Source organism: Staphylococcus sp. HMSC13A10 (assembly GCF_001808005.1).
GTDB classification, from domain to species: domain Bacteria; phylum Bacillota; class Bacilli; order Staphylococcales; family Staphylococcaceae; genus Staphylococcus; species Staphylococcus pasteuri.
In genome coordinates, this window is the sequence record NZ_KV791880.1 from 19335 (window position 1) to 44950 (window position 25616).

Sequence of the window (25616 nt, forward strand, 5' to 3'; positions counted from 1 at the left end):
TTTTAAAATCATAGTTACAATTAAATTATTACTGAAAGAGTTTACCCCCAAATATCTATATTTAAAACAAAAAACTCATCCATTCAATAAATTGAATGGATGAGTTTAAAATAATTAGTATTTGTTATTAGGGCTAGAATTTTCAGAGTCCTTGATTTCATCCTGTGCTTCAGATACAACTGATGAACGACGTGATGAACGGCGTGTTTGTTTATAAGAAGTATGTTCTCTTAAATAATCAGAAGAATCATTGTCATGTTCTTGTTCATCATCAATAGACGTTTTAGAATGTTGTTCATTATCAGAGGATTGATTATGTTTACGAGAATCAGATGCGTCATCTTCTTGAATATGATTATGATTATTTTCATTATTAGTTTCACTATCATTAGAATGGTCATTAACGTGATCTAAATAATTATTAGGTTCAACTTCGTCTAAACTTTGTTTTGTCTTTTTATAGAAGATGGCACGTATAATTAAGCTTAAAATAATATAGATTAAACCTACTGCAGTAGTAGCCAATGCGATGACTTTCATAGAGAATAAGTCACCAACTTCTTCACTGAACAAGAATACTAAACCAAATGACATAGCAGCGTGGAAAATAGTAGCTATATAAATTGTTCTACCTTTAGTTGCTCGAATCAATTCACCTACAATCATAGAGAATGCAAATGTATATAAGAAATGATAACCAGCAAACTCTATACCATAAGTTGTATTAGCATTGAAAATTGAATAAATGATACCAACTACGATACTTGCAAAGAAAGTATTCATTTTAACTTCTACAATATGTTGTAAATATGAACGAAAACCAAATTCTACTACAAATGCCATAATTAAATGGCCAATTATAATAGCAGTTATTGAAACTGATAAATCTGATGCCTGTAAAAGTATGAAACTATCTGCAAACGTGTTGAAACAGAACATACCTATGATGAATATAAATAAAGGTATGATTAAAGCGAGTAATATACGCTCCACAACTTTAAGGCTCAATGATAGTTTTAAACTCGCCATCTGATCTTTTTTATATCTAAAGACGAGTAGACATATGATTGCAGCGATAAAAGGAGAAAGATCAGTAATATCGAAGACAAATCTTTTTACTCCAATTGCCGATTGAAAATCTCTAAGTATTACGAATAAGGCCATCGTAATGACAAAAAATACGAATATTGTCATTGCCCATTGAAACCCAGAAATTCGATTGTTTTTCATTTTATGTAACCTCCATTACGGAAACAAGCAATTATTATTTTTATTTACAATTATACATGTTATAAGATGTTAGATAAATTGTCTATTTCAATTATCATCAAAATGTAATAGGAATGAATTATAAACGTAATTAAATTTCAGTGAATCGGGAATAAAATAACTACATTGAATAAAAAATAAGCTAAAGTTATACTTAAAATATAATGTTAGTGAATGAAATCAAGGGGGAAGAGCAATGTATCAACAAGCCGAACCAAGCTTATGGACAGGAAGACTTGATAGTGAAACAGATTCTAAACAATTTAGACATTTTCAAACGATTCAATTTAATGATTTAAGAAATGTGGAGTATAGTAATGAACAAAAAGGTGTAGGTATGTTAGGCTATGCCGTTGATAAAGGCGTAGAACTAAATAAAGGTCGAGTTGGAGCTAAAGAAGGCCCTAATGCGATTAAACAATCATTTGCAGGATTACCAGATTTAAATCAATGTGAACAAATTGTTGATTACGGAAATGTAGAGCACGATAACGAACAACTAATTGATACACAAAAAGAATTTGCAGAGTTAGCAGCGAAATCTATTCATAATCACAAACAAACATTTCTTCTAGGTGGCGGCCATGATATTGCTTATGCTCAATATTTAGCTACTAGAAAAGTTTATCCTAATCAATCCATTGGTGTTATTAATATTGATGCCCATTTTGATACACGTGATGAAGGAGAATCAACGTCAGGAACTAGTTTTAGACAGATTCTTGAACAAGATGATAATGCCGACTATATGGTTCTAGGTATATCTCAAGGTGGCAATACACAAGGGTTATTTGACTACGCAGAGGAAAAAGGCATTTCATTTGTTTATGCTGATGAATTGCTACATCAAGTATCCCCACCAATTAAAGATATGATTGAACGCTTTATTCATGATCATGACGTGATTATGTTTACTATTTGTATGGATGTTGTAGATAGTGCCTTTGCACCAGGTGTCAGCGCATCAGCAGTATTAGGTATCTATCCACACACAGTTTTTGAATTAGCTAAACGTATTGTACCAAGTGATAAGGTTAAATCAGTTAGTATCGCAGAAATGAATCCTAAGTATGATCAAGATAATAGAACTGCGAAACTGATTGCTAACTTAGTACACCATTTCTTATTATAAATTCCAATATTCAATACATTGTTCGATGAGAGAAAGTACTTGTTCAGAGTGCTTTCTCTTTTTTAAATAGTTGATATAAATTTTGCGACCTAAATTAGGACGTATTTTAATATAGTCTAAATTACTAGTATTAAACGATTGATAATAAAATCGTGGAATAACAGCATATCCTATACCTAAATGTACAAAATTAGTAGCTGACTCAAAACGATCAGATTCCATAATAATATTAGGATGTATACTCATTCTATTAAAATAATCATCTAAATGTTTACGAACTTGTGAGCTTTTATTAGGTAATATTAATGGTAGATTATCTAGTTGAATTGTCTTTTGTTTAGGAAAAGCATCTTTAGGTGTTAGTAAAATATAGGATTCTTTGTAAAGTGCAATTGAAGTTATATCTTGGTGCCTAATTTCTTCATTTGTTAAAGCAAAATGAACATCAAAGTTAATAAGTTGTTCAATTGATTGATGTTGATCATGTACCTCATTAATACGATATTGTTGATTTGGATATTGAGTATGATGAGCGTGAATAACATTTGCCATCCATTGGCTTGTTGATTCTAAAATACCAATTTTAATTCTCGGTTCAGATGAAATATTTAAATCATACATCTTTTCTATTGTTGATCGATATTGTTGAACTAATTGTTCCGCATATTTATAGAATTGAATACCTTTTTCGGTTATTTTAATATCCTTTGTTGTGCGCATGAATAAATCATAGCCTAAATCTGATTCCATCTTTTTAATAGCAGCTGTTAAAGAGGGCTGGCTAATATGTAAAAAATTGGCAGCTTTTGTAAAACTATTATATTTAACAACGGCTAAAAAGTACTCTAATTGAATGATTTTCATAAGTCATCTCCAGTTAGTTATAGTTTATATCTATAAATAATTAGTTTATTTATATTTGTTATCTATATTTTAGCATAATATAATGGGCGTGTAAGAACTTAATTTAGTACATGTTCAATAGTCTAAATTATTTGATTATTTAGGTTATTCTATAAGTGTACATATTAAAAACTTTGAATTTATAGATATTATTTCGGATGGGAGAGATAGTAATGAGAGAAATTCATGCAAAAAAAGGTTTAGATATCGAGTGTAAAGGTTGGGAACAAGAAGCGGTATTACGAATGCTTTATAATAATTTAGATCCAGAGGTAGCTGAACATCCTGAAGAACTTGTTGTTTATGGAGGTATCGGTAAAGCGGCACGTAACTGGAAAGCATTTGAAGCAATCGAAAATACATTAAGAGACTTAGAAGCAGATGAAACAATGCTCGTACAATCTGGTAAACCAGTAGCAGTATTTAAAACTCATGAAGAAGCACCACGTGTGTTAATCTCAAATTCAGTTTTAGTACCTAAATGGGCAAACTGGGATCACTTCCATGAATTAGATAAAAAAGGTTTAATCATGTATGGACAAATGACTGCAGGTAGTTGGATTTATATTGGTTCACAAGGTATTGTTCAAGGAACATATGAAACTTTCGCAGAACTTGGTAACCAAGAATATAACAGTGATTTAACTGGTACAGTGACATTAACTGCAGGATTAGGTGGTATGGGCGGCGCTCAACCTCTTGCTGTAACAATGAATAATGGTGTAGCAATTTGTGTTGAAGTCGATGAAACACGTGTTAATAAACGTGTAGAAACAAAATATTGTGATGTAAAAACTAAAGATTTAGATGAAACATTAAAATTAGCTGAAGATGCTAGACAAAAAGGGGAAGCTTTATCAATCGGTCTAGTTGGTAATGCAGTAGATTTACACAAAGCTATTTTAGACAAAGGATTCAAAATTGATATCATTACTGACCAAACAAGTGCACATGACCCATTAAATGGTTATGTACCTCAAGGTTATTCAGTAGAAGAAGCTAAACAATTACGTAAAGAAGATCCTAAGAAATACGTTGAATTATCTAAAGACTCAATGGCTAAACATGTAGAATTAATGTTAGAATTCCAAAAACAAGGTGCAGTAGCATTTGACTATGGTAATAATATCCGTCAAGTTGCTTACGACAATGGTGTAGAAAATGCATTTAACTTCCCAGGATTTGTGCCAGCATACATTAGACCATTATTCTGTGAAGGTAAAGGACCATTCCGTTTTGCTGCCTTAAGTGGAGATCCAAAAGATATCGAACGTGCAGATGAAGAAATGAGAAAATTATTCCCAGACAATGAAAAATTAATTCGTTGGTTAGATTTAGCTGAAGAAAAAATTGCTTATCAAGGCTTACCATCAAGAATTGCTTGGTTAGGCTATGAAGAACGTGCGAAAATGGGATTAGCACTAAACAAATTAGTTCGTGACGGTGAAATTTCAGCACCAATCGTTATTGGTCGAGATCACTTAGATTCAGGTTCAGTAGCTAGTCCAAACCGTGAAACAGAAGGTATGAGAGATGGCAGTGACGCAGTTGGTGACTGGGCGGTATTAAATGCCTTAATTAACACTGCAGCTGGTGGTTCTTGGATTTCATTCCATCACGGTGGCGGTGTAGGTATGGGTTATTCTCTACACGCTGGTATGGTTGTTGTAGCTGATGGTTCAGAACGTGCAGATCGTCGTTTGGGACGTGTATTAACTACAGATCCGGGTATGGGAGTAGTGAGACATGCAGATGCTGGTTACGATATCGCAATTCAAACTGCGAAAGACAAAGGCATCAAAATTCCTATGATCGATGAAACGGAGGATAAATAATGAATGATTTAATTATTCAAAATATCAAAGAACTTATTTTACCAAAATCTACTGATCGTCCATTAAAAGGTGCAGAACTTGATGAATTAGATGTTATTGAAAATGGTACAGTTGTAGTAAAAGATGGAAAGATTGTTTATTCTGGTCCTTATACAGATAAATATGAAGCAGAACAAATCATAGATGCTACTGGTAAAGTAGTATCTCCATCCTTAATTGATGCACATACGCATTTAATATTCGGTGGCTCAAGAGAACACGAAATGTCACTTAAACGTCAAGGGAAATCTTATTTAGAAATATTAGAATCTGGCGGTGGCATTCTTTCAACAGTAAAAGCTACACGTGAAATTAGCGAAGATGACTTATTCAAAAAAGCAGAACATGACTTATTAACTATGGTTCAACATGGTGTATTAGGTGTTGAAAGTAAAAGTGGTTATGGTTTAGATAAAGAAAATGAACTTAAACAATTAAGAGTATCTAATCGTTTAGCTGAGAAATATGGATTAGATATGAAACATACTTTCTTAGGACCACATGCAGTACCTGAGGAAGCAGAATCAAATGAAGCATTCTTAAATGAAATGATTGAATTACTTCCAGAAGTTAAGGAATATGCTGATTTTGCAGATATCTTCTGTGAAACAGGTGTATTCTCAGTTGAAGAATCTAGACATTATATGCAAAAAGCTAAAGAAGCAGGATTCAAAGTGAAAATTCATGCTGATGAAATAGACCCATTAGGTGGCTTAGAATTAGCAATTGATGAAAATGCCATTTCTGCAGATCACCTTGTTGCTTCAAGCGCTGAAGGTAAAGCAAAATTAAAAAACAGTGATACAGTAGCAGTACTATTACCAGCTACAACATTTTATTTAGATAAAAATGACTATGCTGATGCAAGAGGCATGTTAGATAATAACGGTGCAATTGCTATTGCAACGGATTACAATCCAGGTAGTAGTGTAACGAATAACTTACAATTAGCTATGACGATTGCTGCATTAAAATTAAAACTATCTCCAAATGAAGTTTGGAATGCTGTTACAGTTAATGCAGCAAAAGCGATTGATTTAGATGCAGGTACAATTAATGAAGGTGACAAAGCCAATATCGTTATTTGGAATGCACCTAACCACGAATATATTCCTTATCACTTTGGTATTAACCATGCACAAAAAGTTATCAAAGATGGTAGAGTCATTGTTGATAACGAATTTTCATTAGATTAATTCATTCATAATTTAACCATGTGGAACCGTGTCGATATGAAGACACGGTTCTTTTTATATATAAGAGAAAAAATGTGCATTTATTAGAATAGTTTGACAATTGTGTTAACATGAATTTATAAGGAGTTGGCTACACATGATGTTGGTACGAACGCAATACTTAAAACAATGGCAAGGCCAATATCGACAAAACATACTTTCCGGTATTTTAATGGGGTTAGCTTTATTACCTGTAACTATAGCATTTTCTTTTATTGTTCATGTTCCACCTTCAATTGGATTAATGAGTTGTGGGTTAATGATGTGCTTAATGAGTATACTGGGAAAAAGAATTGCAATGGTTTCAGGTCCAAGTAGTGGCATATCTATTATAGGTGCACCTTTAGTTAATCAATATGGCACACATTATTTATTTTTAGCAACAATAATGATGGGTGTCCTTTTAATTATATATAGCTTTTGTCATATAGATGAATTACTTAATTATATCCCTAAAACTGTTGTCATTGGCTTTATGAATGCATTGGGGATATTACTATTAACTACTCAAATTAAATATATATTCGGTGTATCATTATCTACATATATCGTTGCGTGTTTAACCTTTATAGTGATTTATCTATCTGGAAAATGGATTCAAACCATACCTGCACCATTAGTAGCTATTATCATCATTACGTTATTAACGACAATGATTCACCCACATTTACAGTATGTTCACGATTTAGCTAATATTAAATTTAAAATGCCACAATTAACATCCCTAAATTCATCAATGACAATTTTTGATTGGTTGATTATATTTAAGTATGCATTTACGATGTCAGTGATTTCAGTCATTCAAACTAATTTAACTGCGAATATGATGGATGCAATCAGTAACACAACATCTAATAAAGATAAAGAAATAAGAGGACAAGGAATTTCTAACATTATCGTAGGTATTGTCGGTGGTTATGGTTCTAGTGGGTTAGTAGGACAATCTAAATTTAATTATAAAATGGGCGCAACAACTCGGCTATCTACATTAATGACTGGTATTTTATTAGTATTATGTATGGTGTTATTAGGGCCAATAGTTGGTTTAATTCCAATGGTAGTGCTAGCTGTTGTATTAGTAACAGTTTCTCTTAATACATTCGATAGACGTACAGTGAGTCATATTAAAGAAGCGCCGATTATGCATAGTAGTATTATGTTATTAACTATCATACTTATTCTTATGACTAATAATTTAGCTATAGGTGTAATAGTGGGCACGATTATTTATTATATTATATTTTATCTCTTTAAGAAGGGTGATGTTACAAATGACTAATTATACTGATTATGTGAATTGGAGAAGGACTTTTCACCAATTTCCGGAACTATCAGAAAAGGAATATGAAACGACACAACGACTTAAACGTATTTTAGAAGCACACGACATTACCATATTAGATTTACCATTAGATACTGGATTAGTTGCTGAAGTAGGTCAAGGCGAGCAATTAATAGCTGTCAGAACAGACATAGATGCGCTACCAATTAATGAACAAGTAGAACATGAATTTACTTCTACTAATGAAGGCGTTATGCACGCTTGTGGTCATGATATACATATGGCTAGTATTTTAGGTGTGGCAACTCAATTAAAAGCACAAGAAAATGAATTAAACGGACGTGTAAGAATTATATTTCAATCTGCTGAAGAATTAGGTTATGGTGCTCGAAAAATAGTTAAAACAGGAGCATTAGATGGAGTCAAAGCGGTCTTAGGCTTTCATAATTATCCTACAATGGATATAGGCGAATTTGCTATTAAAAAAGGAGCAATTACTTCTGCTGTCGACCGATTTGAATTTAAAATTAAAGGTAAAGGGGCACACGCTGCTAAACCTGAACAAGGAAATGATCCAACTGTAGCATTAGGACAGCTTATCAATAGTCTACAAACAATTGTAAGTAGAAATTTATCTGCGTTTGATAGCGCAGTTGTTACTATTGGAGAAATTTCATGTGGGAATACATGGAACGTTATTGCAGATCATGCATATGTACAAGGAACTGTGAGGTCATTTAAACCTGAACATCGAGATTATATTGAACAAAGAATGAAAGATATAGCGAGTGGCTTAGCGAAGACATTTAATATAGAAGTAGAATGTCATTATACTAGATTGCCTGGTACTGTTATTAATGATGATCAGTTAACAGAGACCCCAATTGAAGTGGCAGAAACAGTTGGTTATAATGTTTCAATTATGGACTTGCCACTGACAATCGGAGAAGATTTCTCAGGCTACACTGAAAGTTATCCTGGTGTATTTGTATTTATTGGTTCAAACAGTGAATATGATTTACATCATCCTCTATTTGATCCGGATGAACGTATATTGGAAAAGGTTCCTTCATATTTTGTAGAGTTAGTTAAAAAATTACTAAATCAATAAAATTAACACAGTTGCTATTGTATTTTAAAAAGAAATCAATAGTAACTGTGTTTTTTATTAAATTAAATTTTAGAAAAATTAAAAATGATTAGAGAGTAGATATACTTGGGTATAAACAGAACATATAGATATTAGGAGATGATTTTGAAATGTCAGCACAAGATCCAAGAAATAAATTTAAAACAACTGAATATGAAAAACAAGAACAATCACTCCCTGGTTTGCAAAGTGATTTAACACCAGAGCCAGATTGTGGTGAAACATCATATATAGGTCATGACAGATTAAAAGGATTTAAAGTGTTAGTCACAGGTGGCGACTCAGCTATTGGACGTGCAGCAGCTATAGCCTATGCTAAAGAAGGTGCAGATGTCGCAATTAATTATCTTCCAAGTGAAGAGAAAGATGCACAAGAAGTTAAACACGTCATTGAAGAAGCAGGACAACAAGCAGTGCTTATCCCTGGTGATGTTAGAAATGAACAATTTAACTATGACATGGTCGCAGAAGCCTATCAACAATTAGGTGGATTGGATAATGTAACATTAGTCGCAGGTCATCAACAATATCATGATGACATTAAAGGATTTGATACACAATCATTCTCAGAAACATTTGAAACTAACGTATACCCAATTTTTTGGACAGTTCAAAAAGCACTTGATTATTTACAACCAGGTGCATCAATTACTACAACATCATCTGTACAAGGATATAATCCAAGCCCAATATTACACGACTATGCCGCTTCAAAAGCAGCGATTATTTCACTAACTAAAAGTTTATCTGAAGAACTTGGTCCTAAAGGTATCCGAGTTAACTGCGTCGCACCTGGTCCATTCTGGTCTCCATTACAAATTACAGGAGGCCAACCACAATCTAATATTCCTGAATTTGGTCAACAAACCCCATTAGGTAGAGCAGGTCAACCAGTTGAATTATCTGGTACTTATGTTTTACTAGCTGCAGAAGAATCTAGTTATACAACTGGACAAGTATTTGGTGTCACAGGCGGCATTCAAATAGATTAGAAATTTTAAACGGATAATTGAAATTTAAGTCGATAAAGCTAAGATGCTTTATCGACTTTTTTATGTTTAACATATAGTTTAAATTAAATAAATTCAAAATGAATTTGGAAATTAAATGCGAATAATGTATAATTATAATACAAAATAAATAATAAAATTATGTAAAGTGCTTTAACTTTAATTACAGTAATCAGAAATAATAGGGGAAAGTGATTAGTTAGTTGTATAAATATCTTTTAAATATAAAGGAGCACACTATATGAATAAAGATCAAATCATTAGATTAATTCCTTTTATTGCATTAGTTATAGGTATAAGTTTTATTCCATTCTTCCCATCATTTAAATGGTTTTTCTTTTTAGTAGTACCAATATTCGTTATTAGCAATATATTGAAGAATTTATATTTTGTAAATCGAAATATTAAACATAACAAGATATGGATTAGTCCAATCATAGATCGATTATTAGGTTGTATTGCAGGGATTTTTTATATAGGTTTTGCTTCAGTAGCTTTATTACAAAGCGCAAACCCTTGGATTGGGTTTTTACTATTATTATTAGCATCTTCATTCATTTACTTTTTAGAAACTAAATTAAAAATCGATGAACAAACGTTAAAAAAATCTAATCATGAGTATAAAGTCATTTCTGAAAAACTTGAACGTCAACTTAAAATAGTAGCCATAATCGTTACCATTATTTCTATTATAGCTATGATAATCTCACTTTATCTAAAATGGTGGATTGTCTTTGGTATAGCCGTTGGATTACTATTATTAGTAGCAATAGGATTAATTATCTATGATAAATACTTTACGACGAAATTATAATTTATGATTGACGTTATTGGAATTATCTTGTAACGTAAAATTTAAATGCAAATCACTTATCTAGAGAAGTGGAGGGACTGGCCCTATGAAGCTTCGGCAACATATAATAATGTGCCAATTCCAGAAACCAATTGAGGTTTGAAGATAAGGGGATAGTAATTGAAGGCAAACCTCTTTTCTTAAATAATTAGAAAAGAGGTATTTTTTATTAATATAGGAAGTAGGTCTAATTATGGAAAAAACTAAGAAGGGTAATGCTTGGGCGTTATTTCCTTTATTATTATTTATGCTGTTATTTTTAGGTGTAGGTATTATTTCAGGAGATTTCACCACTATGCCTTTAAATGTAGCGATTACAATAACTGTTATCGTAGCTTTGTTAATGAATCGTAAAGAAAAATTTGCTACAAAAGTTGAAGTGTTTACTAAAGGCGCAGGACATTCAAATATTATTTTGATGATGCTTATATTTATTTTGGCAGGCGCTTTCTCAACGACTACAGAGAAAATGGGAGGCGTGAGTTCAACTGTTAATCTTGGTTTGTCACTTATTCCTGAAAACTTAATCATTGTAGGTTTATTTATCATTTGTATGTTTGTTTCTATTTCTATGGGTACTTCAGTTGGAACAGTTGCAGCGATTGCACCTGTTGGATTTGGTTTTGCACAAGCTACTGACGTATCAGCAGCCTTAGCAATGGCTACGGTAGTTGGCGGTGCGATGTTCGGAGATAATCTTTCTATGATTTCAGATACAACGATCGCAGCCGTACGTACACAACATACAAAGATGAAAGATAAATTTAAAGTCAATTTTAGAATTGTATTACCAGGTGCGATTTTAACAATTATTATTCTATTTTTATTAACGAATGGAATTTCTATGGATCATTCTAAAAGTTATGATTTCCAATTAGTTAAAGTCATTCCGTACTTACTTGTACTGATATTAGCACTAGTGGGCGTTAATGTTATTATTGTACTGATTGGCGGTACAGTCTTATCTGGAATGATTGGCCTTATCGACGGCTCTTTCGGATGGAAAGGTTTATTAAACGCAGTATCCAAAGGTATTATCGGAATGGAAGATATTGCAATGATTGCTTTACTTATTGGTGGTTTAGTCGGTCTGATACAACATAATGGCGGGATTGATTGGTTGCTCAATTTCGTTAGAGACAGAGTAAGATCTAAACGAGGCGCGGAATTAGGTATTGCTAGTTTAGTCAGTGTTGCAGATATATCAACTGCTAATAATACGATTTCAATTATTATGTCAGGACCATTAGCCAAAAATATTGCTGATGAATATGATGTTGATCCTCGTAAATCAGCAAGTATATTAGATATATTTGGTGGTTGTTTCCAAGGATTATTACCATATAGTCCCCAAGTTATTTCTGCTGCTGGTGTAGCAGGCATCTCACCATTTTTACTAGTACCTTATAGTATTTATCCGATTATGTTAGGTATTTGTGGATTAATAGCAATCATCTTAGGTTATCCAAAATTAAAAAAACGATAGCGTAAATGTTGACTAATGAATCATATTTTAATATAAATCTGAGACTGAACTAAGTCTCGGATTTTTTAAATGGTTGTTATGAAAGTAATGTTATCCTTAGTTTCTATAATAGAGATGTTTAAATAATAGGGTTTAATGGTAAATTAGATTAAATGTATAAAGATTAAGCATTTTTAAGGATAAATGTTTGGAAGTTTGAGTAAATACGTTAGAATAGAAATAAGAGTGAAAGTAGGTGACATATAGTGGCAAAGTATAATGTGGAAAATGAATATGTAGAAATTGATATTGAACGTTTATTTAAATATTCACCTGAAACTATTTATGAAGCTTGGACAAAAGAAGATATTTTAAAACAATGGTTTATGACGTCTAAACGTACGAATAAATCATTTGAAGCTGACGTTCAAGAAGGCGGTAAGTACCGTATTGTAGATAGTAGAAATGGTAAGCAAAATATTATTGAAGGTACTTATGAAGAATTAGTGATGGATGAATTTGTCAAAATGACTATTGGTATGCCTGGATTAAGTAACGAAGAAGATATTATTGAAGTTGAATTCTTCGAACGTGAATCAGGTGGCACACAAATGTTTTTCTATTACCAATCTTATATTGAACGTGAAAGAAGATTGACTAATCTTGAGTACAAACAGAAAAAGAAAGAATATCATGACTCTACAGCACATGGTTTCGAATTAATGTTTGATAAAATGAATACTGTATTAGAAGAAATTGAAGAACAAAAAAATAATTAAAAAGACGCAAGCAAATTGGTTTAACCTAAACATTTAGGTTACCGATGCTTGCGTTTTTTTATTTGAGTTCTTCTTTTTCCTTACGTTCATTATATTTTCGAAGTAATGTTTCAAAGAAAATATGATAACTGATAAAACTAGAATAATCAGTGCCATCATTTAAATAAAAAGTATTACTAGATACATAAACATTATAATCGGCTTGCTGGGCTAATGTATTATCTTTCATCGTTGTTACTGATATAAAGTATTTTTGGCGTAATTTTAATAGCTGAGTTACTTCTTTCAGTTGAAATGTTTCGCCTGATAAGGAAATGATAAAGAACAAGTCTTGAGGCACTGTCTTGTTTAAAACCATCTTTAATTCATGAACATCATGGAGAATAATAATATTTTTGTGCATAGTTAATAAGATACGTTGTGCTTCTTCAGCCACATTCATTTGTGCTCGCCCCGTACCATATAAGTATATTGTGCCAGCCTCGTTCATTTTATTTGTTAATAACTCATAATCAATTCTATCTAAATAACTAAATGTATTTTCAATTTCTTGTCTAAAAGATTCAATAGAGTCAGATGGTAACTGATTTTTCTTTTCACTTTCAAACTTCAAAAATGATTTGAAATCACTATAACCATCAAACCCCAATTTACGCGTGAAGCGGTGAATAGTCGCATTAGATGCATGTGTGTGTTGAGATAAGTCTTGTATTTTTAAATTTTTACATAAATCTATATGGTTATTAACGAAATGTGCAATTTGCAAATCGTTGTCATTAAGTTGATTAAAATTCATATTAACTCGTTCATCTAAAATCATGATGACACCTCATTTATTAATGTTGAAAAAATTTTCATCATATGAAAACATAATCTGATTATACAAAATACTTTCAAAATTCGTCAATGATATTGAAAGTATGTAAGCGTTTACTATATATTAGATATAAGATATTTCGGTGACACCTTGTTTATAAATACGAGGTTTGATACGAATAAAACGACATTGGGATGTGGAGGTTATTATAATGAATGCAATCAAACGATTTGGTAGCGCAATGATTGTGCCGGTATTAATGTTTGCTTTCTTTGGTATTGTCCTTGGATTTGCAACTTTATTTAAAAATCCTACTATAATGGGTGGTTTAGCAGATCAACATACGTTTTGGTTTAAATTTTGGTCAGTGATAGAATCTGGTGGTTGGGTTATTTTCAATCATATGGAAATCGTATTTGTAGTAGGATTACCACTATCATTAGCTAAAAAAGCACCAGGTCATGCCGCACTAGCAGCATTAATGGGCTATTTAATGTTTAATACATTTATCAATGCGATATTAACGCAGTGGCCACATACATTTGGTGCTAACTTGGAAAAAGGTGTAGAAAATGTTACTGGATTAAAAGCAATAGCGGGTATCGAGACATTAGATACTAATATTTTAGGTGGTATTATCATTTCAGGGATCATTACTTGGATACATAATCGCTACTATAGTAAACGTTTACCAGAAATGTTAGGTGTGTTCCAAGGTCTAACATTTGTAGTAACGATTTCTTTCTTTGTGATGTTACCTGTTGCTGCAATTACTTGCGTAGTATGGCCAACTATTCAAAATGGTATTGCATCTATCCAACATTTTATTATTGGTTCAGGCTATGTAGGAGTATGGTTATACCACTTCTTAGAAAGGGTATTAATACCTACTGGCTTACATCACTTTATTTATGCACCAATTGAAGTTGGACCAGTAGTCGTGAATCATGGACTTAAAGCGGAATGGTTACAACATTTAAATCAATTTGCCGAAAGCAGTAAACCATTAAAAGAACAATTTCCATATGGCTTTATGCTACAAGGAAATGGTAAAGTATTTGGTTGTTTAGGTATTGCATTAGCTATGTATTCAACAACACCTAAAGAAAACCGTAAAAAAGTAGCAGCTTTATTAATACCTGCAACATTAACAGCTGTTGTAGCAGGTATTACTGAACCTTTAGAATTTACATTCTTATTTATCGCACCATTCTTATTTGTATTACACGCATTGTTAGCTGCAACAATGGATACAATTATGTACGGTTTCGGTTTAGTTGGTAATATGGGTGGTGGTGTCCTAGATTTCTTAGCTACTAACTGGATACCACTTGGTAAAGAACACTGGATGACATATATGATTCAAGTGGTAATAGGACTTATATTCGTAGGTATATATTATGTTTTATTCAGATTCTTAATATTAAAATTTGATATTCCATTACCTGGACGACGCAAAAATGAAGAAGAAGTTAAACTATTCTCTAAACAAGATTATAAAGAGAAAAAAGGACAAGAAGATGCTACAAAACATACGTCAACTGGGAATGAGTATGATGATAAAGCAGCATATTATTTAGATGGTTTAGGCGGTAAAGAGAACATTAAAGATGTGACTAACTGTACAACTCGATTACGTTTAACTGTGAAAGATGAAAATAAAGTAGAAGATAGTAGTTATTTTACACATAATCAAATGGCTCACGGTCTAGTTAAAAGTGGTAAAAGTGTTCAAGTGGTAGTAGGAATGTCTGTACCACAGGTTAGAGAATCGTTTGAACATCTGGTTTATGATGAAAATGATAAATAATAAATAAAAATAAGGGATTCCAAAATATATCGTTTTGGAATCCCTTTTATAGTTAATTGAATTAGGAAATTCTAGCTTTATGAATCATTTTAGATTTATAACCAGCTGATAGGATATCTATATTACGTGTTGCTACTGTATGTAATAATTTAGAAAAAACTTCAGGTGGACAAATGATACTTGCACAATTTTTATTTAATGTATAACTAATATCATAATGATTCATAAACATATTCATTATATCTATCACTTTGTCTTTAATAAAAGCATCTTGTAATCCGTCAATAGATAGTTCAAATCGTTTAGCTGATTGATATAAATGATCTGAATCAAGTAGTTCATCAAGTTGTTTTGGTGATAATATTTGATAAATAGTGAAATTATGAAAACTTAAAAAGCTAATAAAATAAGGTAATTGTTGTTTTGGTAAGCTCACTTCTAAAGCATACATACCTTGTTGTTTAAATATTTGATATTGAAAGGATTCGCAAAATTTAATCTGCTTACATAGCTTTGATAATGATTTGCGAGATGATCGAGATTTTAAATCTGCGATATTTATAATGTAAGTTTCAAATTTGTCTATCAACATGTTATGCCTCCCGATTGCTAACATTCATGGTTTAGAAATTTATTGTTAAGTAGGGTAATAGTTTTTGTTGCTTTAAAATGATTGTACCATGCTTCTTTTTGATATTCACTAGGACTTTTGAATGAAGACTAGTAAAAAAAGAATATTTCATTAGTCAATACTATGAGAATCATGGATTAAAGGACTTTATTAAAATCTAATTACAGGGACCGTAAATAACTTAAAATATAAGAAAATTCTGAAAATAACATTGTCCATTATAAATAGTTATGATAATATTTGTCATTATTAACTATTAAGGGTGTGTTTATATGTTAAATCGAATCAGTCAATTTGCGACAAAAACATTTATATTTTGGATGTTATTTGCTGCTGTGCTTGGATTTATTTTTCCTTCACACATCTCAATATTAGGTGGTTTCGTACCATACTTGCTTGGGATTGTTATGTTAGGAATGGGGATGACTATAGATCCTAAAGACTTTAAAATTGTTTTACAATCACCAAAACCTGTCATTATTGGCGTTATTTTACAGTTTACGATTATGCCTACCTTAGCATTTCTTATTGCTAAAGGCTTTCAATTACCTCCTGAAATTGCCATAGGTGTGATTTTAGTTGGATGCTGTCCAGGTGGAACATCTAGTAATGTAATGAGTTATTTAGCTAAAGCAAATGTAGCATTATCTGTAGCGATAACGAGTGTATCAACTTTAATTGCGCCTTTTGTTACACCAGCATTAATCTATATTTTTGCACATGAATGGTTGAAGGTCTCATTTGCCAGTATGTTATGGTCAGTCGTTCAAGTAGTATTGATTCCAATTATTATAGGATTTGTATTCCAAAAGGTAGCAAGACGTTTTGTTCAAAAGACAGCTACAGCATTACCATTAATTTCTGTTATTGCCATTTCTCTTATTTTGGCAGCTGTAGTCGCAGGTAGTAAAACACAAATTTTGAAAACAGGATTGTTAATTTTTGTAGTTGTTATCTTACACAATATTCTTGGTTATACAATCGGTTATGTATTAGCTAAAGTATTCCGAATGGATTATAAAGATAAAAAAGCCGTAGCGATAGAAGTAGGTATGCAAAATTCTGGTTTAGCAGTATCACTTGCAACAGTTCATTTTAGTCCTTTAGCTGCTGTGCCAGGGGCTGTATTTAGCTTAGTTCATAATATTTCAGGACCTATTCTTGCAAAATATTGGTCTTCTAGAAGTAAAGATATTTAATTGACTCATTTATCTGAAGATTAAATCCCATTTTTAACTAAGATAGTATCTAGATTATGTTAAAATATGAGACATTGAGATTTAATTTTTATTATAAAAAGATAAAGGAGTACGCATATGTATAGAGCAGTTGTTTTTGATTTTGATGGAACTATAATCGATACAGAAAAACATCTTTTTGATGTCATTAATAAACATTTAACTAAACATAATGAATCACCAATTACTTTAGAATTTTATAGAAGATCAATAGGTGGGGCAGCAACTGAACTTCATAATTATCTTGAAGCACTTATTGGCCCAGAGAAAAAAGCAGCTATTTATAAAGAACATAATGATACAAGTGGACATTTACCAATAATAGAAACGATTCAACAATTAATGGAATATTTAAAGCAACGCCATATACCGATGGCAATTGCGACTAGTAGTCATAGAGAAGATATATTACCTACATTTCATAAACTAGGTTTAGATAAATATATAGAAGTGATAGTAGGTAGAGAAGATGTTGAAAATGTTAAGCCCAATCCGGAACCTTATTTAACAGCAGTACAATAACTAAATTATAATCCGACAAACTGCTTAGCGATTGAGGATTCAGTAAATGGTGCAACGGCTGCAAATAGTGCCGGTTTGGATGTTATTGTAAATACAAATGTTATGACTGAAGAACAAGACTTTTCTACTGTTAATTATGTAGCTAAAGATATTGATTTCGATAATATTGTTCAGCGCTTCTTTAGTCGTAAATAGGAGGTATGGTATGTTTTATACTATCCTGTTTTTCATAGCTGGACCTATCATTATCGGTATTGGAAACTTGATATTAGGTCCTATGTTTAATAAACGTATTCCTTTACACATACATGTGCGATCTTTTCTTGTTGGTACGATGATATATTTAATATTAGCGACAATTGGATATTTCTTATTATTACAAGGTAGATTATAAAAAATCCCCTTCAATTATGAGTAGATCTTACTCAGTTTGAAGCGGATTTTTACTGATTAAAATATTTCATTTACATAATTTTTAATAACAAGGTAACTAGAATCAATACAATTAATATCGCATCAATACCAACCATAATAGCAAAACGAGTGGTTTTTTGACCTTGAGACTTAGCTAATTTTAAAGCGTTATAATTTGGTATTAAACTAATAATTAATAAGATAAGAATAATTACGCCAATAATGACAGACATTAACTTTGTCCTCCGTTCCTATTTTCAATATATTCCCAAATAAATCCTGCGATAATACCCACTACAATCCCTATTAAAACGCCTATTTTTATATGTGAAATCATAGCACCAATAATTAATCCAATAATAATGGCTATAGGCAAAGTAGTTCCAAATTTCATTTTTCTCTCAGGAGAATTTAAAATGGTAAACGCAACTACATATATGATAAAGAAAACAATTGCTGCCAGTAGTGACTTACCAATTAATGGTAGTAGATTTGGGTTTTTAACAGAAAAATAATTGAGTAAGAAAAAGATAATTAAAAATATGATTGATATTTTTAATGCTTTTTGAATTAATGTTTTACTCATAATGTACTCCTTAATAAATATATGAAAAGTATATCATAAACCTAAAATGAACCATAAAGTAAATCTCTTTAAAGAAATTTTTAAAAAAGTTGAAATTAATTAATTATTGCAAATCCAGTAAAATTGCGGGTTTGCAAAAGACTGTCATAATAGTTTTGTAAGCGATTTCAATAAATTGTTAAAATATTGTTTCAATTTTGTCATTTTATAGTATAATTGCGTCAATAAGTTTATTATTATTTTATCCTAGTAAAAAAGAGGTGTGTTATTAACATGGAGAATAACGAATTACAAAGGGGATTAAGTGCACGTCAAATGCAGATGATTGCACTAGGCGGTACGATTGGTGTTGGCTTGTTTATGGGAGCAACAAGTACAATCAAATGGACAGGACCGTCAGTAATATTTGCGTATTTAATTGCGGGTATATTTTTATTTTTAATCATGCGTGCTATGGGAGAAATGATTTATATTAATCCAACAACTGGTTCTTTTGCTACATTTGCTAGTGATTACATACACCCAGCAGCTGGATATATGACAGCATGGAGTAATATATTCCAGTGGGTAGTCGTAGGTATGAGTGAAGTTATAGCTGTCGGAGAATATATGAATTATTGGTTCCCGAATTTACCTCAATGGATTCCAGGGGTTATAGCTATTTTATTATTAGCAGCTGCTAACTTAGTATCAGTAAAAGCCTTTGGAGAATTTGAATTTTGGTTCGCTTTAATTAAAGTTATAACAATTGTTTTAATGATTATAGCAGGTTTTGGTTTAATATTATTTGGCTTAGGTAATGGTGGACATCCAGTTGGTTTTTCTAACTTATGGTCACATGGTGGATTTATGCCAAATGGTATAGTCGGTTTCTTCTTTGCACTATCAATCGTTATAGGTTCATATCAAGGTGTTGAATTAATTGGTATTTCAGCAGGTGAAACTAAAGATCCACATAAAAATATTGTAAAAGCAGTTAACGGTGTTATCTGGCGTATACTTATTTTTTATCTTGGTGCCATCTTTGTTATCGTTACAGTTTATCCATGGGATGAGTTAGGAAGCATCGGAAGTCCGTTTGTAGCAACATTTGCTAAAGTCGGTATCACATTCGCAGCTGGTTTAATTAACTTTGTAGTATTAACAGCAGCAATGTCTGGTTGTAACTCAGGAATCTTTAGTGCGAGTCGTATGATTTATACATTAGCACGTAAAGGTCAACTACCTAAGATTTTTACTAAAGTTATGAAAAATGGTGTACCAATTTATACGGTATTAGCAATTTCTATAGGAATCTTAATTGGAGCTTTATTAAACGTTATTTTACCAATGTTTATTAAAGGTGCAGATAGTATATTTGTATATGTGTATAGTGCTTCAATTTTACCTGGTATGATTCCTTGGTTTATGATTTTAATCAGTCATATTCGTTTTAGAAAATTACATCCTGGTGAAACTAAAAACCATCCATTTAAAATGCCAGGTGGTATAGTTGCAAGTTACTTAACAATAGCGTTTCTAATTATTGTTTTAATCGGTATGTTATTTAATAAAGAAACTGTAGTATCAGTAGTAATTGGTATCGTATTCTTAACTGCTGTAACTATTTATTACTTTATTAGATATAATAAAGCAGAGAAAAATTTAAAAAAAGATAATTCATTAAAATAAAATCAATTTAAAAAGCAGCATTAACGTCATTAAACTTGCGTTAGTGCTGCTTTTCTATATTTGAAATGTATATAATTAACAATAGGATTGAGCTTAGACAATATTTTAGTCTAAACTTAATCCTATTTAATTAATGCTTAAAGTCAATATTAGAAAGATGCTTTCTATAATTATCTAATGCCATTTTAGATTGTGTAATAAAGTCTAAAGAAGATTGATAGTTTAAAGCAATATATCGATAATAAAGAACATCAATCGTAAACATTTGTGCTAATAAAGATGTTGTAGCGCCCATGCGCATTTCATTTTCATCAGTTTCACCATAATCTAGTACGATATCTGACATTTGAGAAATGGTATTGTTGGGTGAACTAGTTATTGTCACAATTGGAATATGATAATCTTCAACTACTTTAGCAATAGATTGCATTTCACTTTGTGTTCCATTGTTTGTGATAAAAACAACGCAATCTCGACTATCACAAGAAGCAAGCATCGTAGTGAAAATATGTGTTTCTTGTGCAAGCTGTGCATTCATACCAATCCGTGAAAGCTTTTGATATAAGTCGGTCGCTACGACAAAAGATGCACCATATCCATAAATGAATATTCTATTAGAATGTTTGAATTGATCGCAAATGAGATCTACGGTTTTATCGTTCAGATTACTATTTGCTTTAGTTAATGCACCATTTGCACGAGCAAGCATCTTCTTTTTAAGTGATGAGGTGCTTTCATTATCAACTAATTCAACATTATAAACAGTTGTTTCTTTAGGCATGTACTTTGATAGTTCGATTTTTAATTCTTGAAAACCACCATCTACCAATTTTTTACTAAATCGGATAATAGATGATGGACTCGTATCAAGTTCTTGTGCAAGATCTTGAGAATTCATCTTTATGACTTCGTGTGGTGCATTTTGAATATAATTTGCTATTTTTTTCTCGTTTTTTGTTAAATAGGGATACTGGTTATCTATTTCATATAAAATGTTCGTCATTTTAATCACCCAGTTTGTAAGAGTTTCTCATTTTTTTTGTAGTTCCAAATAAAAATGTCATGATAAAGCCACCTATATATGCTGAAATTAAACCAGCAATATAACCTAGATACATATTATCTGAGATTAAAGGTAATAAAGATAAGCCACTAGGTCCAACAGCTTTAGCACCTATATGACCAATTCCTCCAATAACAGCACCGCCAATACCGCCACCAAGACATGCAGTGAAAAAAGGTCTACCGAGTGGCAACGTTACACCATAAATCAATGGTTCCCCTATACCTAAGAAACCTACGGGTAATGCGCCTTTTAAAGTATTTCTAAGTGGTTGATTATGACGACAGCGTACCCATAAAGCAAGGGCAGCACCAACTTGACCAGCACCAGACATTGCAGCGATAGGTAGTAAATAGGTTGCGCCAGTACTATTAATAAGCTCGATATGGATTGGTGTAAAAACGTGATGAAGTCCTAACATGACTAATGGAAGGAAAAAGGCACCAATAATAAATCCGCTAAAGATACCACCAACGTCAATCACCCAATTCACAACATGCACTAAACCATCTGATATAAAACCAGCAATTGGCATTATTATAAATATCGTCAATAAACCAATGGTAAGTAGTGATAGGGTGGGTGTGATAATAATATCTATTGATTCTGGTACTGCTTTATGTAGTTTCTTCTCAATCATACTTAAGATCCAAACGGCAAATATAACACCTATAATTCCACCTTGACCAGCAACAAGAGGTTCTCGTGTGAAAATATTTTTTATAGGATTTTCATCGGTTAGACCTGTTAATAATGTTGTACCTCCTATAACACCACCTAAACCTGGTGTAGCACCAAAAACTTTAGCACTATTAATCCCAGTGAAAATGGCTAAGTAAGCTAACATACCATCTTTAATAACATTTAATACGGTAACAAGTTGTTTCATGAAATCTCCAGATATCATGTGCGCAGTTAACATATTGTTTAATACTGCAGCTATACCACCGATTAAACCTGCCCCTATAAATGCCGGGATTAAGGGGATAAAGATGTTAGAAATGTACTTTAAAATACGTTGCCATTTACTTTGCTTTCTTGAATTTTGATAATGCTTTTTATTTTCGTTAGCAAGTTGTTCAGCTTGTGATTTATAGCTTTGATTTTCTGAATGATTGATGTCTTCACCCAATGGTACATGACTGTATTCAGCCATTTTATTAGCGACCTTATTAACAATACCTGGGCCAACAATAATTTGAAGGTGATCATCTTCGACAATACCCATGACACCTTCAATTTGATGTAGATTATCGTAATTTACAATACTTGAATCAATGATAGTTAATCGAACTCTAGTCATACAATGCATTATTCGCTGTATATTTTCGATGCCACCTACAGCTTTTATAATTTCTTGAGCAAGTCGTTCTTCTTTACTCATGGAATTAGCCTCCTTTAACCTTTGATGGCTTGCTTAATCACTCCATTATGTTGTAGTAATTTTTGTTGTGCTTCATCTTTGGTTATGTCACTTAAATTCATGACAATAGCAGTTTTAATATCTTTATCGGCTTTTTCATAGAGTAACTTTGCTTCTTCGTCATTTAAATCACATATTTCTTTAATGATGCATATTGAACGGTGAATTAATTTCTGATTGGTTGGTTTTAAATCTACCATTAAATTATCATAAACTTTGCCAACACCTATCATTGTCATTGTAGAAATCATATTGAGAACGAGTTTTTGTGCCGTTCCTGATTTTAAACGTGTTGATCCTGTTAGTACTTCTGGACCTACAGGTATTTCTAATGCATATTGTGCGACTTTACTCATTTTACTGTCTGTATTACATGAGATTGAAACACTAGTAGCACCCACTTTGTTAGCATAAGTTAAAGCACCTTTAACATAAGGTGTGCGCCCACTTGCAGAAATACCTATAACAATATCATTTTCAGTTAAACCAATATTCTCTAAATCTTTTTGACCAAGCGCTTCATTATCTTCGGCACCTTCAACAGCTTCTGTCATCGCTTTAGGGCCTCCAGCAATAATACCTATTACTTCATTTGGTGAAGTGTTAAAAGTGGGTACACATTCAGCAGCATCTAGTACACCTAATCTACCGCTTGTACCTGCACCAATGTATATCAATCTACCGTGCTGGCTAAATTTTGCAATTGACTCATTAATAACGTTTGTTAACTTTGGAATAATAGATTCTATAGCTTTAGGAACTAATTGATCCTCTTGCTTCATTGTTTTAAGTGCATCTTGAATTGACATTTCATCTAAATGCATTGTTTGTGCGTTACGTGATTCAGTTGTTAAATCATTCAATGCTTATGTCTCCTTTAAACATATAAATTCAAAAGTATCGCCTGGCTGCATGATTTTAAGAAAAGGAAGATCTTGTTTACAAATACGTGCAAGACGATTGATATTTGAATGTCCTGGAAGAGAAGTTTTAATAATTTGAAGTTCACCTTCATAACGACCATTGAGGTGGTTATCGATAGTAATATCTCCAGGCAAACGTTGTTCGATACCAATAGGTGTAATTTTCTGATTCACCATTAATCTAGATGTTTGAGAACGTAAGACATGTTCGGGCGAATCAATTCTTACATGGTGTTTTGCATATAATAGATTTAATAAATGATTATCATTATTTTCGACATTATTGATATGCAATACAAAGTGATGTTGAACAAATATTTGATAAAGTTGTTTAGCTAAATTGATTTCCAAACCATTGTCAGCAATAACGATAGTATTAATACCAGTTAGTTGTAGTTCATGTACAGCTTGAAAAGCATGTTCATGCCTATGATTTTCTATTGTAGGTAAGCCTTTGTATAGAGGACCTCTTAAGTTTGTTCCAGGAATAAAAGCAAATATCTTAGCATTTGGATCGAACAAATGAATAAGATTATTTTGCTGTTGAAGTGATGACAAACTTAATCCTGTATCAGGTCTAGGATAATAATTATGACAATAAATAAGTGTTCGAATATTTGGATTACTATAAATAGTAGATAATATATGATGCGTTATTGTACTAGCATTAATACAACATTGATATCCTCTTTTTTGAATATCAAGAATAAGATTCACATTAAGTTGATCATCAATTCTAATAACAAATTCCCCGTTTGAGAATTGATCTAATAAACTGTAAAAGTGGTGATTAAGTAAAGAAGGATTTACATCAATAATAAAAGTGATTGAATATTGCGATAATAACTGGCACAATTCTCCCAAATGCGACAGTTTAAATTGATCATCTTCTTCTGGTATTTGAAGAGAAGTAAAAATGGTATCGTATCCCTGAGATACCATTGATAGAATATAAGATTCATTCAATCTTTGTCCTATAGATACCGAGAAACCAAGCATAATCATCCTCCTCAAATAATTGCTTAATCATATCCGATTATAACGCTAATATTATTAATTTACAATTTGCATATTAGAATAAAGTATAAAATTTTTACAAAAAAATTAAAAAACAATAAAAATTAAAATAAATAGTTGTTTAGAGGTTAATGTGTATTCATTAAATATTGTAGAGAAAGAAGTTTTTTAATTGGTATAAGATTTATAATAAGTTAAACTGTCGAAAATCATTAATTGATAATGATTGATGGTTTGGCAACTATCTCCATTTTTTGTAATGTTAAAAGGATGTTCGTTGAGAAAGGTGATTAAGTTTTTATAATTGTTTAAATTTGGATCAGTAGGTTTAAATTGATCTGATAATTGTGAGGTCATCCAGTGAGATTCTTCAATGAGTAAAGTGGTAAATTCGTTTAATGTAGTCTCGAATTTGTTATGATTAAATAGTATATAATACTTTAATTTTTCAGTTATCATAATGAGTTGAGTTAATTTTAATTCTATGTGGGTAAATGTTTCTTGTGAATTCATAAAGCCTCCGTTTAGATATAATGATAAAAAGAAAGG

General features: G+C 31.7%; 24 protein-coding genes, 1 pseudogene and 1 riboswitch. Of the genes and pseudogenes, 14 read left to right on the plus strand and 11 right to left on the minus strand.

Translation table 11 applies throughout. The annotated features are described in order from the left end of the window. Positions 1 to 114: 114 nt before the first annotated feature. Positions 115 to 1230, minus strand: a complete 1116-nt coding sequence (locus HMPREF3125_RS09555; RefSeq protein ID WP_070453515.1) for a peptidoglycan release complex CPBP-like subunit SdpC — start codon at positions 1228 to 1230, stop codon at positions 115 to 117. Positions 1231 to 1465: 235 nt separating this feature from the next. Here HMPREF3125_RS09555 and hutG point away from each other — a divergent pair, with 235 nt between their 5' ends. After that, a complete protein-coding gene (hutG, locus tag HMPREF3125_RS09560) occupies positions 1466 to 2401 on the plus strand; it encodes a formimidoylglutamase (RefSeq protein ID WP_017636482.1) in 936 nt (311 codons plus the stop codon). On the opposite strand, the gene HMPREF3125_RS09565 is transcribed toward hutG, so the two are convergent. Then, positions 2396 to 3265, minus strand: coding sequence for a LysR family transcriptional regulator (locus HMPREF3125_RS09565; RefSeq protein WP_017636481.1), 870 nt, complete (start codon positions 3263 to 3265; stop codon positions 2396 to 2398). The genes hutG and HMPREF3125_RS09565 overlap by 6 nt on opposite strands. A gap of 212 nt (positions 3266 to 3477) precedes the next feature. Between HMPREF3125_RS09565 and hutU the strand changes: the two genes are divergently transcribed. The 8 genes from hutU (at position 3478) to HMPREF3125_RS09605 (ending at position 12952) form a co-directional block, all read left to right on the plus strand. Next, on the plus strand, positions 3478 to 5139 hold the full coding sequence (gene hutU, locus HMPREF3125_RS09570; protein WP_070453518.1) for a urocanate hydratase: 1662 nt from the start codon (positions 3478 to 3480) through the stop codon (positions 5137 to 5139). Next, on the plus strand, positions 5139 to 6374 hold the full coding sequence (hutI, locus tag HMPREF3125_RS09575; protein WP_070453520.1) for an imidazolonepropionase: 1236 nt from the start codon (positions 5139 to 5141) through the stop codon (positions 6372 to 6374). Before hutU ends, hutI begins: the two co-directional genes overlap by 1 nt. Before the next feature lie 136 nt (positions 6375 to 6510). Further along, a complete protein-coding gene (locus tag HMPREF3125_RS09580; RefSeq protein WP_070453522.1) occupies positions 6511 to 7692 on the plus strand; it encodes a SulP family inorganic anion transporter in 1182 nt (393 codons plus the stop codon). After that, positions 7685 to 8806, plus strand: a complete 1122-nt coding sequence (locus HMPREF3125_RS09585; RefSeq protein ID WP_070453525.1) for an amidohydrolase — start codon at positions 7685 to 7687, stop codon at positions 8804 to 8806. Before HMPREF3125_RS09580 ends, HMPREF3125_RS09585 begins: the two co-directional genes overlap by 8 nt. Positions 8807 to 8955: 149 nt before the next feature. Continuing rightward, complete coding sequence (locus HMPREF3125_RS09590; RefSeq protein WP_070453528.1) at positions 8956 to 9837, plus strand: SDR family oxidoreductase; 882 nt, start codon at positions 8956 to 8958, stop codon at positions 9835 to 9837. Positions 9838 to 10096: 259 nt separating this feature from the next. After that, positions 10097 to 10669, plus strand: coding sequence for a hypothetical protein (locus HMPREF3125_RS09595; RefSeq protein ID WP_046467115.1), 573 nt, complete (start codon positions 10097 to 10099; stop codon positions 10667 to 10669). 53 nt (positions 10670 to 10722) lie between these two features. Further along, a riboswitch (SAM riboswitch) is annotated at positions 10723 to 10820 on the plus strand. An 81-nt stretch (positions 10821 to 10901) separates the two neighbouring features. Beyond that, a complete protein-coding gene (locus HMPREF3125_RS09600) occupies positions 10902 to 12194 on the plus strand; it encodes a Na+/H+ antiporter NhaC family protein (RefSeq protein WP_017636473.1) in 1293 nt (430 codons plus the stop codon). A 245-nt stretch (positions 12195 to 12439) separates the two neighbouring features. Next, positions 12440 to 12952, plus strand: a complete 513-nt coding sequence (locus HMPREF3125_RS09605; RefSeq protein WP_017636472.1) for an SRPBCC family protein — start codon at positions 12440 to 12442, stop codon at positions 12950 to 12952. 58 nt (positions 12953 to 13010) lie between these two features. On the opposite strand, the gene HMPREF3125_RS09610 is transcribed toward HMPREF3125_RS09605, so the two are convergent. After that, entirely contained in the window at positions 13011 to 13772 is a 762-nt protein-coding gene (locus tag HMPREF3125_RS09610; RefSeq protein WP_017636471.1) for a MurR/RpiR family transcriptional regulator, read from the minus strand. Positions 13773 to 13980: 208 nt separating this feature from the next. On the opposite strand from HMPREF3125_RS09610, the gene HMPREF3125_RS09615 reads away from it, so the two are divergent. After that, complete coding sequence (locus HMPREF3125_RS09615) at positions 13981 to 15579, plus strand: alpha-glucoside-specific PTS transporter subunit IIBC (protein WP_070453534.1); 1599 nt, start codon at positions 13981 to 13983, stop codon at positions 15577 to 15579. Between the two features lie 61 nt (positions 15580 to 15640). On the opposite strand, the gene HMPREF3125_RS09620 is transcribed toward HMPREF3125_RS09615, so the two are convergent. Further along, positions 15641 to 16171, minus strand: coding sequence for a hypothetical protein (locus HMPREF3125_RS09620; RefSeq protein ID WP_017636469.1), 531 nt, complete (start codon positions 16169 to 16171; stop codon positions 15641 to 15643). A 311-nt stretch (positions 16172 to 16482) separates the two neighbouring features. Between HMPREF3125_RS09620 and HMPREF3125_RS09625 the strand changes: the two genes are divergently transcribed. The 3 genes and pseudogenes from HMPREF3125_RS09625 to HMPREF3125_RS09635 all read left to right on the plus strand — a co-directional run bounded on the left by HMPREF3125_RS09625 (position 16483) and on the right by HMPREF3125_RS09635 (position 18364). Continuing rightward, positions 16483 to 17409: a bile acid:sodium symporter family protein gene (locus HMPREF3125_RS09625; protein ID WP_070453537.1), complete on the plus strand. Its 927-nt coding sequence runs from the start codon at positions 16483 to 16485 to the stop codon at positions 17407 to 17409. A 117-nt stretch (positions 17410 to 17526) separates the two neighbouring features. Continuing rightward, positions 17527 to 18165, plus strand: a pseudogene (locus HMPREF3125_RS09630) (HAD family hydrolase). A 10-nt stretch (positions 18166 to 18175) separates the two neighbouring features. Then, on the plus strand, positions 18176 to 18364 hold the full coding sequence (locus tag HMPREF3125_RS09635; protein ID WP_017636466.1) for a hypothetical protein: 189 nt from the start codon (positions 18176 to 18178) through the stop codon (positions 18362 to 18364). Positions 18365 to 18434: 70 nt separating this feature from the next. Here the strand turns inward: HMPREF3125_RS09635 and HMPREF3125_RS09640 are convergent, their stop codons facing one another. After that, positions 18435 to 18617 carry a hypothetical protein gene (locus HMPREF3125_RS09640; RefSeq protein WP_017636465.1) on the minus strand — a complete coding sequence of 61 codons (183 nt, stop codon included), beginning with the start codon at positions 18615 to 18617 and terminating at the stop codon, positions 18435 to 18437. After that, on the minus strand, positions 18617 to 18970 hold the full coding sequence (locus HMPREF3125_RS09645) for a hypothetical protein (protein WP_029055818.1): 354 nt from the start codon (positions 18968 to 18970) through the stop codon (positions 18617 to 18619). Before HMPREF3125_RS09645 ends, HMPREF3125_RS09640 begins: the two co-directional genes overlap by 1 nt. Positions 18971 to 19243: 273 nt before the next feature. Between HMPREF3125_RS09645 and HMPREF3125_RS09650 the strand changes: the two genes are divergently transcribed. Then, positions 19244 to 20641: an amino acid permease gene (locus tag HMPREF3125_RS09650; RefSeq protein ID WP_070453540.1), complete on the plus strand. Its 1398-nt coding sequence runs from the start codon at positions 19244 to 19246 to the stop codon at positions 20639 to 20641. 130 nt (positions 20642 to 20771) lie between these two features. On the opposite strand, the gene HMPREF3125_RS09655 is transcribed toward HMPREF3125_RS09650, so the two are convergent. The 5 genes from HMPREF3125_RS09655 to HMPREF3125_RS09675 all read right to left on the minus strand — a co-directional run bounded on the left by HMPREF3125_RS09655 (position 20772) and on the right by HMPREF3125_RS09675 (position 25580). Then, on the minus strand, positions 20772 to 21644 hold the full coding sequence (locus HMPREF3125_RS09655; RefSeq protein WP_070453543.1) for a MurR/RpiR family transcriptional regulator: 873 nt from the start codon (positions 21642 to 21644) through the stop codon (positions 20772 to 20774). Between the two features lies 1 nt (position 21645). Beyond that, on the minus strand, positions 21646 to 23088 hold the full coding sequence (locus HMPREF3125_RS09660) for a PTS transporter subunit EIIC (RefSeq protein WP_070453545.1): 1443 nt from the start codon (positions 23086 to 23088) through the stop codon (positions 21646 to 21648). 14 nt (positions 23089 to 23102) lie between these two features. Continuing rightward, a complete protein-coding gene (gene murQ, locus HMPREF3125_RS09665; protein ID WP_070453549.1) occupies positions 23103 to 23990 on the minus strand; it encodes an N-acetylmuramic acid 6-phosphate etherase in 888 nt (295 codons plus the stop codon). 3 nt (positions 23991 to 23993) lie between these two features. Further along, positions 23994 to 25049: a MupG family TIM beta-alpha barrel fold protein gene (locus HMPREF3125_RS09670; RefSeq protein WP_070453552.1), complete on the minus strand. Its 1056-nt coding sequence runs from the start codon at positions 25047 to 25049 to the stop codon at positions 23994 to 23996. A 186-nt stretch (positions 25050 to 25235) separates the two neighbouring features. Next, complete coding sequence (locus HMPREF3125_RS09675) at positions 25236 to 25580, minus strand: hypothetical protein (protein ID WP_070453555.1); 345 nt, start codon at positions 25578 to 25580, stop codon at positions 25236 to 25238. Positions 25581 to 25616: the final 36 nt, after the last annotated feature.

Excerpts from the sequence above, each read along its gene's own strand:
- HMPREF3125_RS09555 (WP_070453515.1), bottom strand. The coding sequence starts at position 1,230 with ATGAAAAACAATCGAATTTCTGGGTTTCAATGGGCAATGACAATATTC.
- hutG (WP_017636482.1), top strand. The coding sequence starts at position 1,466 with ATGTATCAACAAGCCGAACCAAGCTTATGGACAGGAAGACTTGATAGT.
- HMPREF3125_RS09565 (WP_017636481.1), bottom strand. The coding sequence starts at position 3,265 with ATGAAAATCATTCAATTAGAGTACTTTTTAGCCGTTGTTAAATATAAT.
- hutU (WP_070453518.1), top strand. The coding sequence starts at position 3,478 with ATGAGAGAAATTCATGCAAAAAAAGGTTTAGATATCGAGTGTAAAGGT.
- hutI (WP_070453520.1), top strand. The coding sequence starts at position 5,139 with ATGAATGATTTAATTATTCAAAATATCAAAGAACTTATTTTACCAAAA.
- HMPREF3125_RS09580 (WP_070453522.1), top strand. The coding sequence starts at position 6,511 with ATGATGTTGGTACGAACGCAATACTTAAAACAATGGCAAGGCCAATAT.
- HMPREF3125_RS09585 (WP_070453525.1), top strand. The coding sequence starts at position 7,685 with ATGACTAATTATACTGATTATGTGAATTGGAGAAGGACTTTTCACCAA.
- HMPREF3125_RS09590 (WP_070453528.1), top strand. The coding sequence starts at position 8,956 with ATGTCAGCACAAGATCCAAGAAATAAATTTAAAACAACTGAATATGAA.
- HMPREF3125_RS09595 (WP_046467115.1), top strand. The coding sequence starts at position 10,097 with ATGAATAAAGATCAAATCATTAGATTAATTCCTTTTATTGCATTAGTT.
- HMPREF3125_RS09600 (WP_017636473.1), top strand. The coding sequence starts at position 10,902 with ATGGAAAAAACTAAGAAGGGTAATGCTTGGGCGTTATTTCCTTTATTA.
- HMPREF3125_RS09610 (WP_017636471.1), bottom strand. The coding sequence starts at position 13,772 with ATGATTTTAGATGAACGAGTTAATATGAATTTTAATCAACTTAATGAC.
- HMPREF3125_RS09615 (WP_070453534.1), top strand. The coding sequence starts at position 13,981 with ATGAATGCAATCAAACGATTTGGTAGCGCAATGATTGTGCCGGTATTA.
- HMPREF3125_RS09620 (WP_017636469.1), bottom strand. The coding sequence starts at position 16,171 with ATGTTGATAGACAAATTTGAAACTTACATTATAAATATCGCAGATTTA.
- HMPREF3125_RS09625 (WP_070453537.1), top strand. The coding sequence starts at position 16,483 with ATGTTAAATCGAATCAGTCAATTTGCGACAAAAACATTTATATTTTGG.
- HMPREF3125_RS09635 (WP_017636466.1), top strand. The coding sequence starts at position 18,176 with ATGTTTTATACTATCCTGTTTTTCATAGCTGGACCTATCATTATCGGT.
- HMPREF3125_RS09640 (WP_017636465.1), bottom strand. The coding sequence starts at position 18,617 with ATGTCTGTCATTATTGGCGTAATTATTCTTATCTTATTAATTATTAGT.
- HMPREF3125_RS09645 (WP_029055818.1), bottom strand. The coding sequence starts at position 18,970 with ATGAGTAAAACATTAATTCAAAAAGCATTAAAAATATCAATCATATTT.
- HMPREF3125_RS09650 (WP_070453540.1), top strand. The coding sequence starts at position 19,244 with ATGGAGAATAACGAATTACAAAGGGGATTAAGTGCACGTCAAATGCAG.
- HMPREF3125_RS09655 (WP_070453543.1), bottom strand. The coding sequence starts at position 21,644 with ATGACGAACATTTTATATGAAATAGATAACCAGTATCCCTATTTAACA.
- HMPREF3125_RS09660 (WP_070453545.1), bottom strand. The coding sequence starts at position 23,088 with ATGAGTAAAGAAGAACGACTTGCTCAAGAAATTATAAAAGCTGTAGGT.
- HMPREF3125_RS09670 (WP_070453552.1), bottom strand. The coding sequence starts at position 25,049 with ATGCTTGGTTTCTCGGTATCTATAGGACAAAGATTGAATGAATCTTAT.
- HMPREF3125_RS09675 (WP_070453555.1), bottom strand. The coding sequence starts at position 25,580 with ATGAATTCACAAGAAACATTTACCCACATAGAATTAAAATTAACTCAA.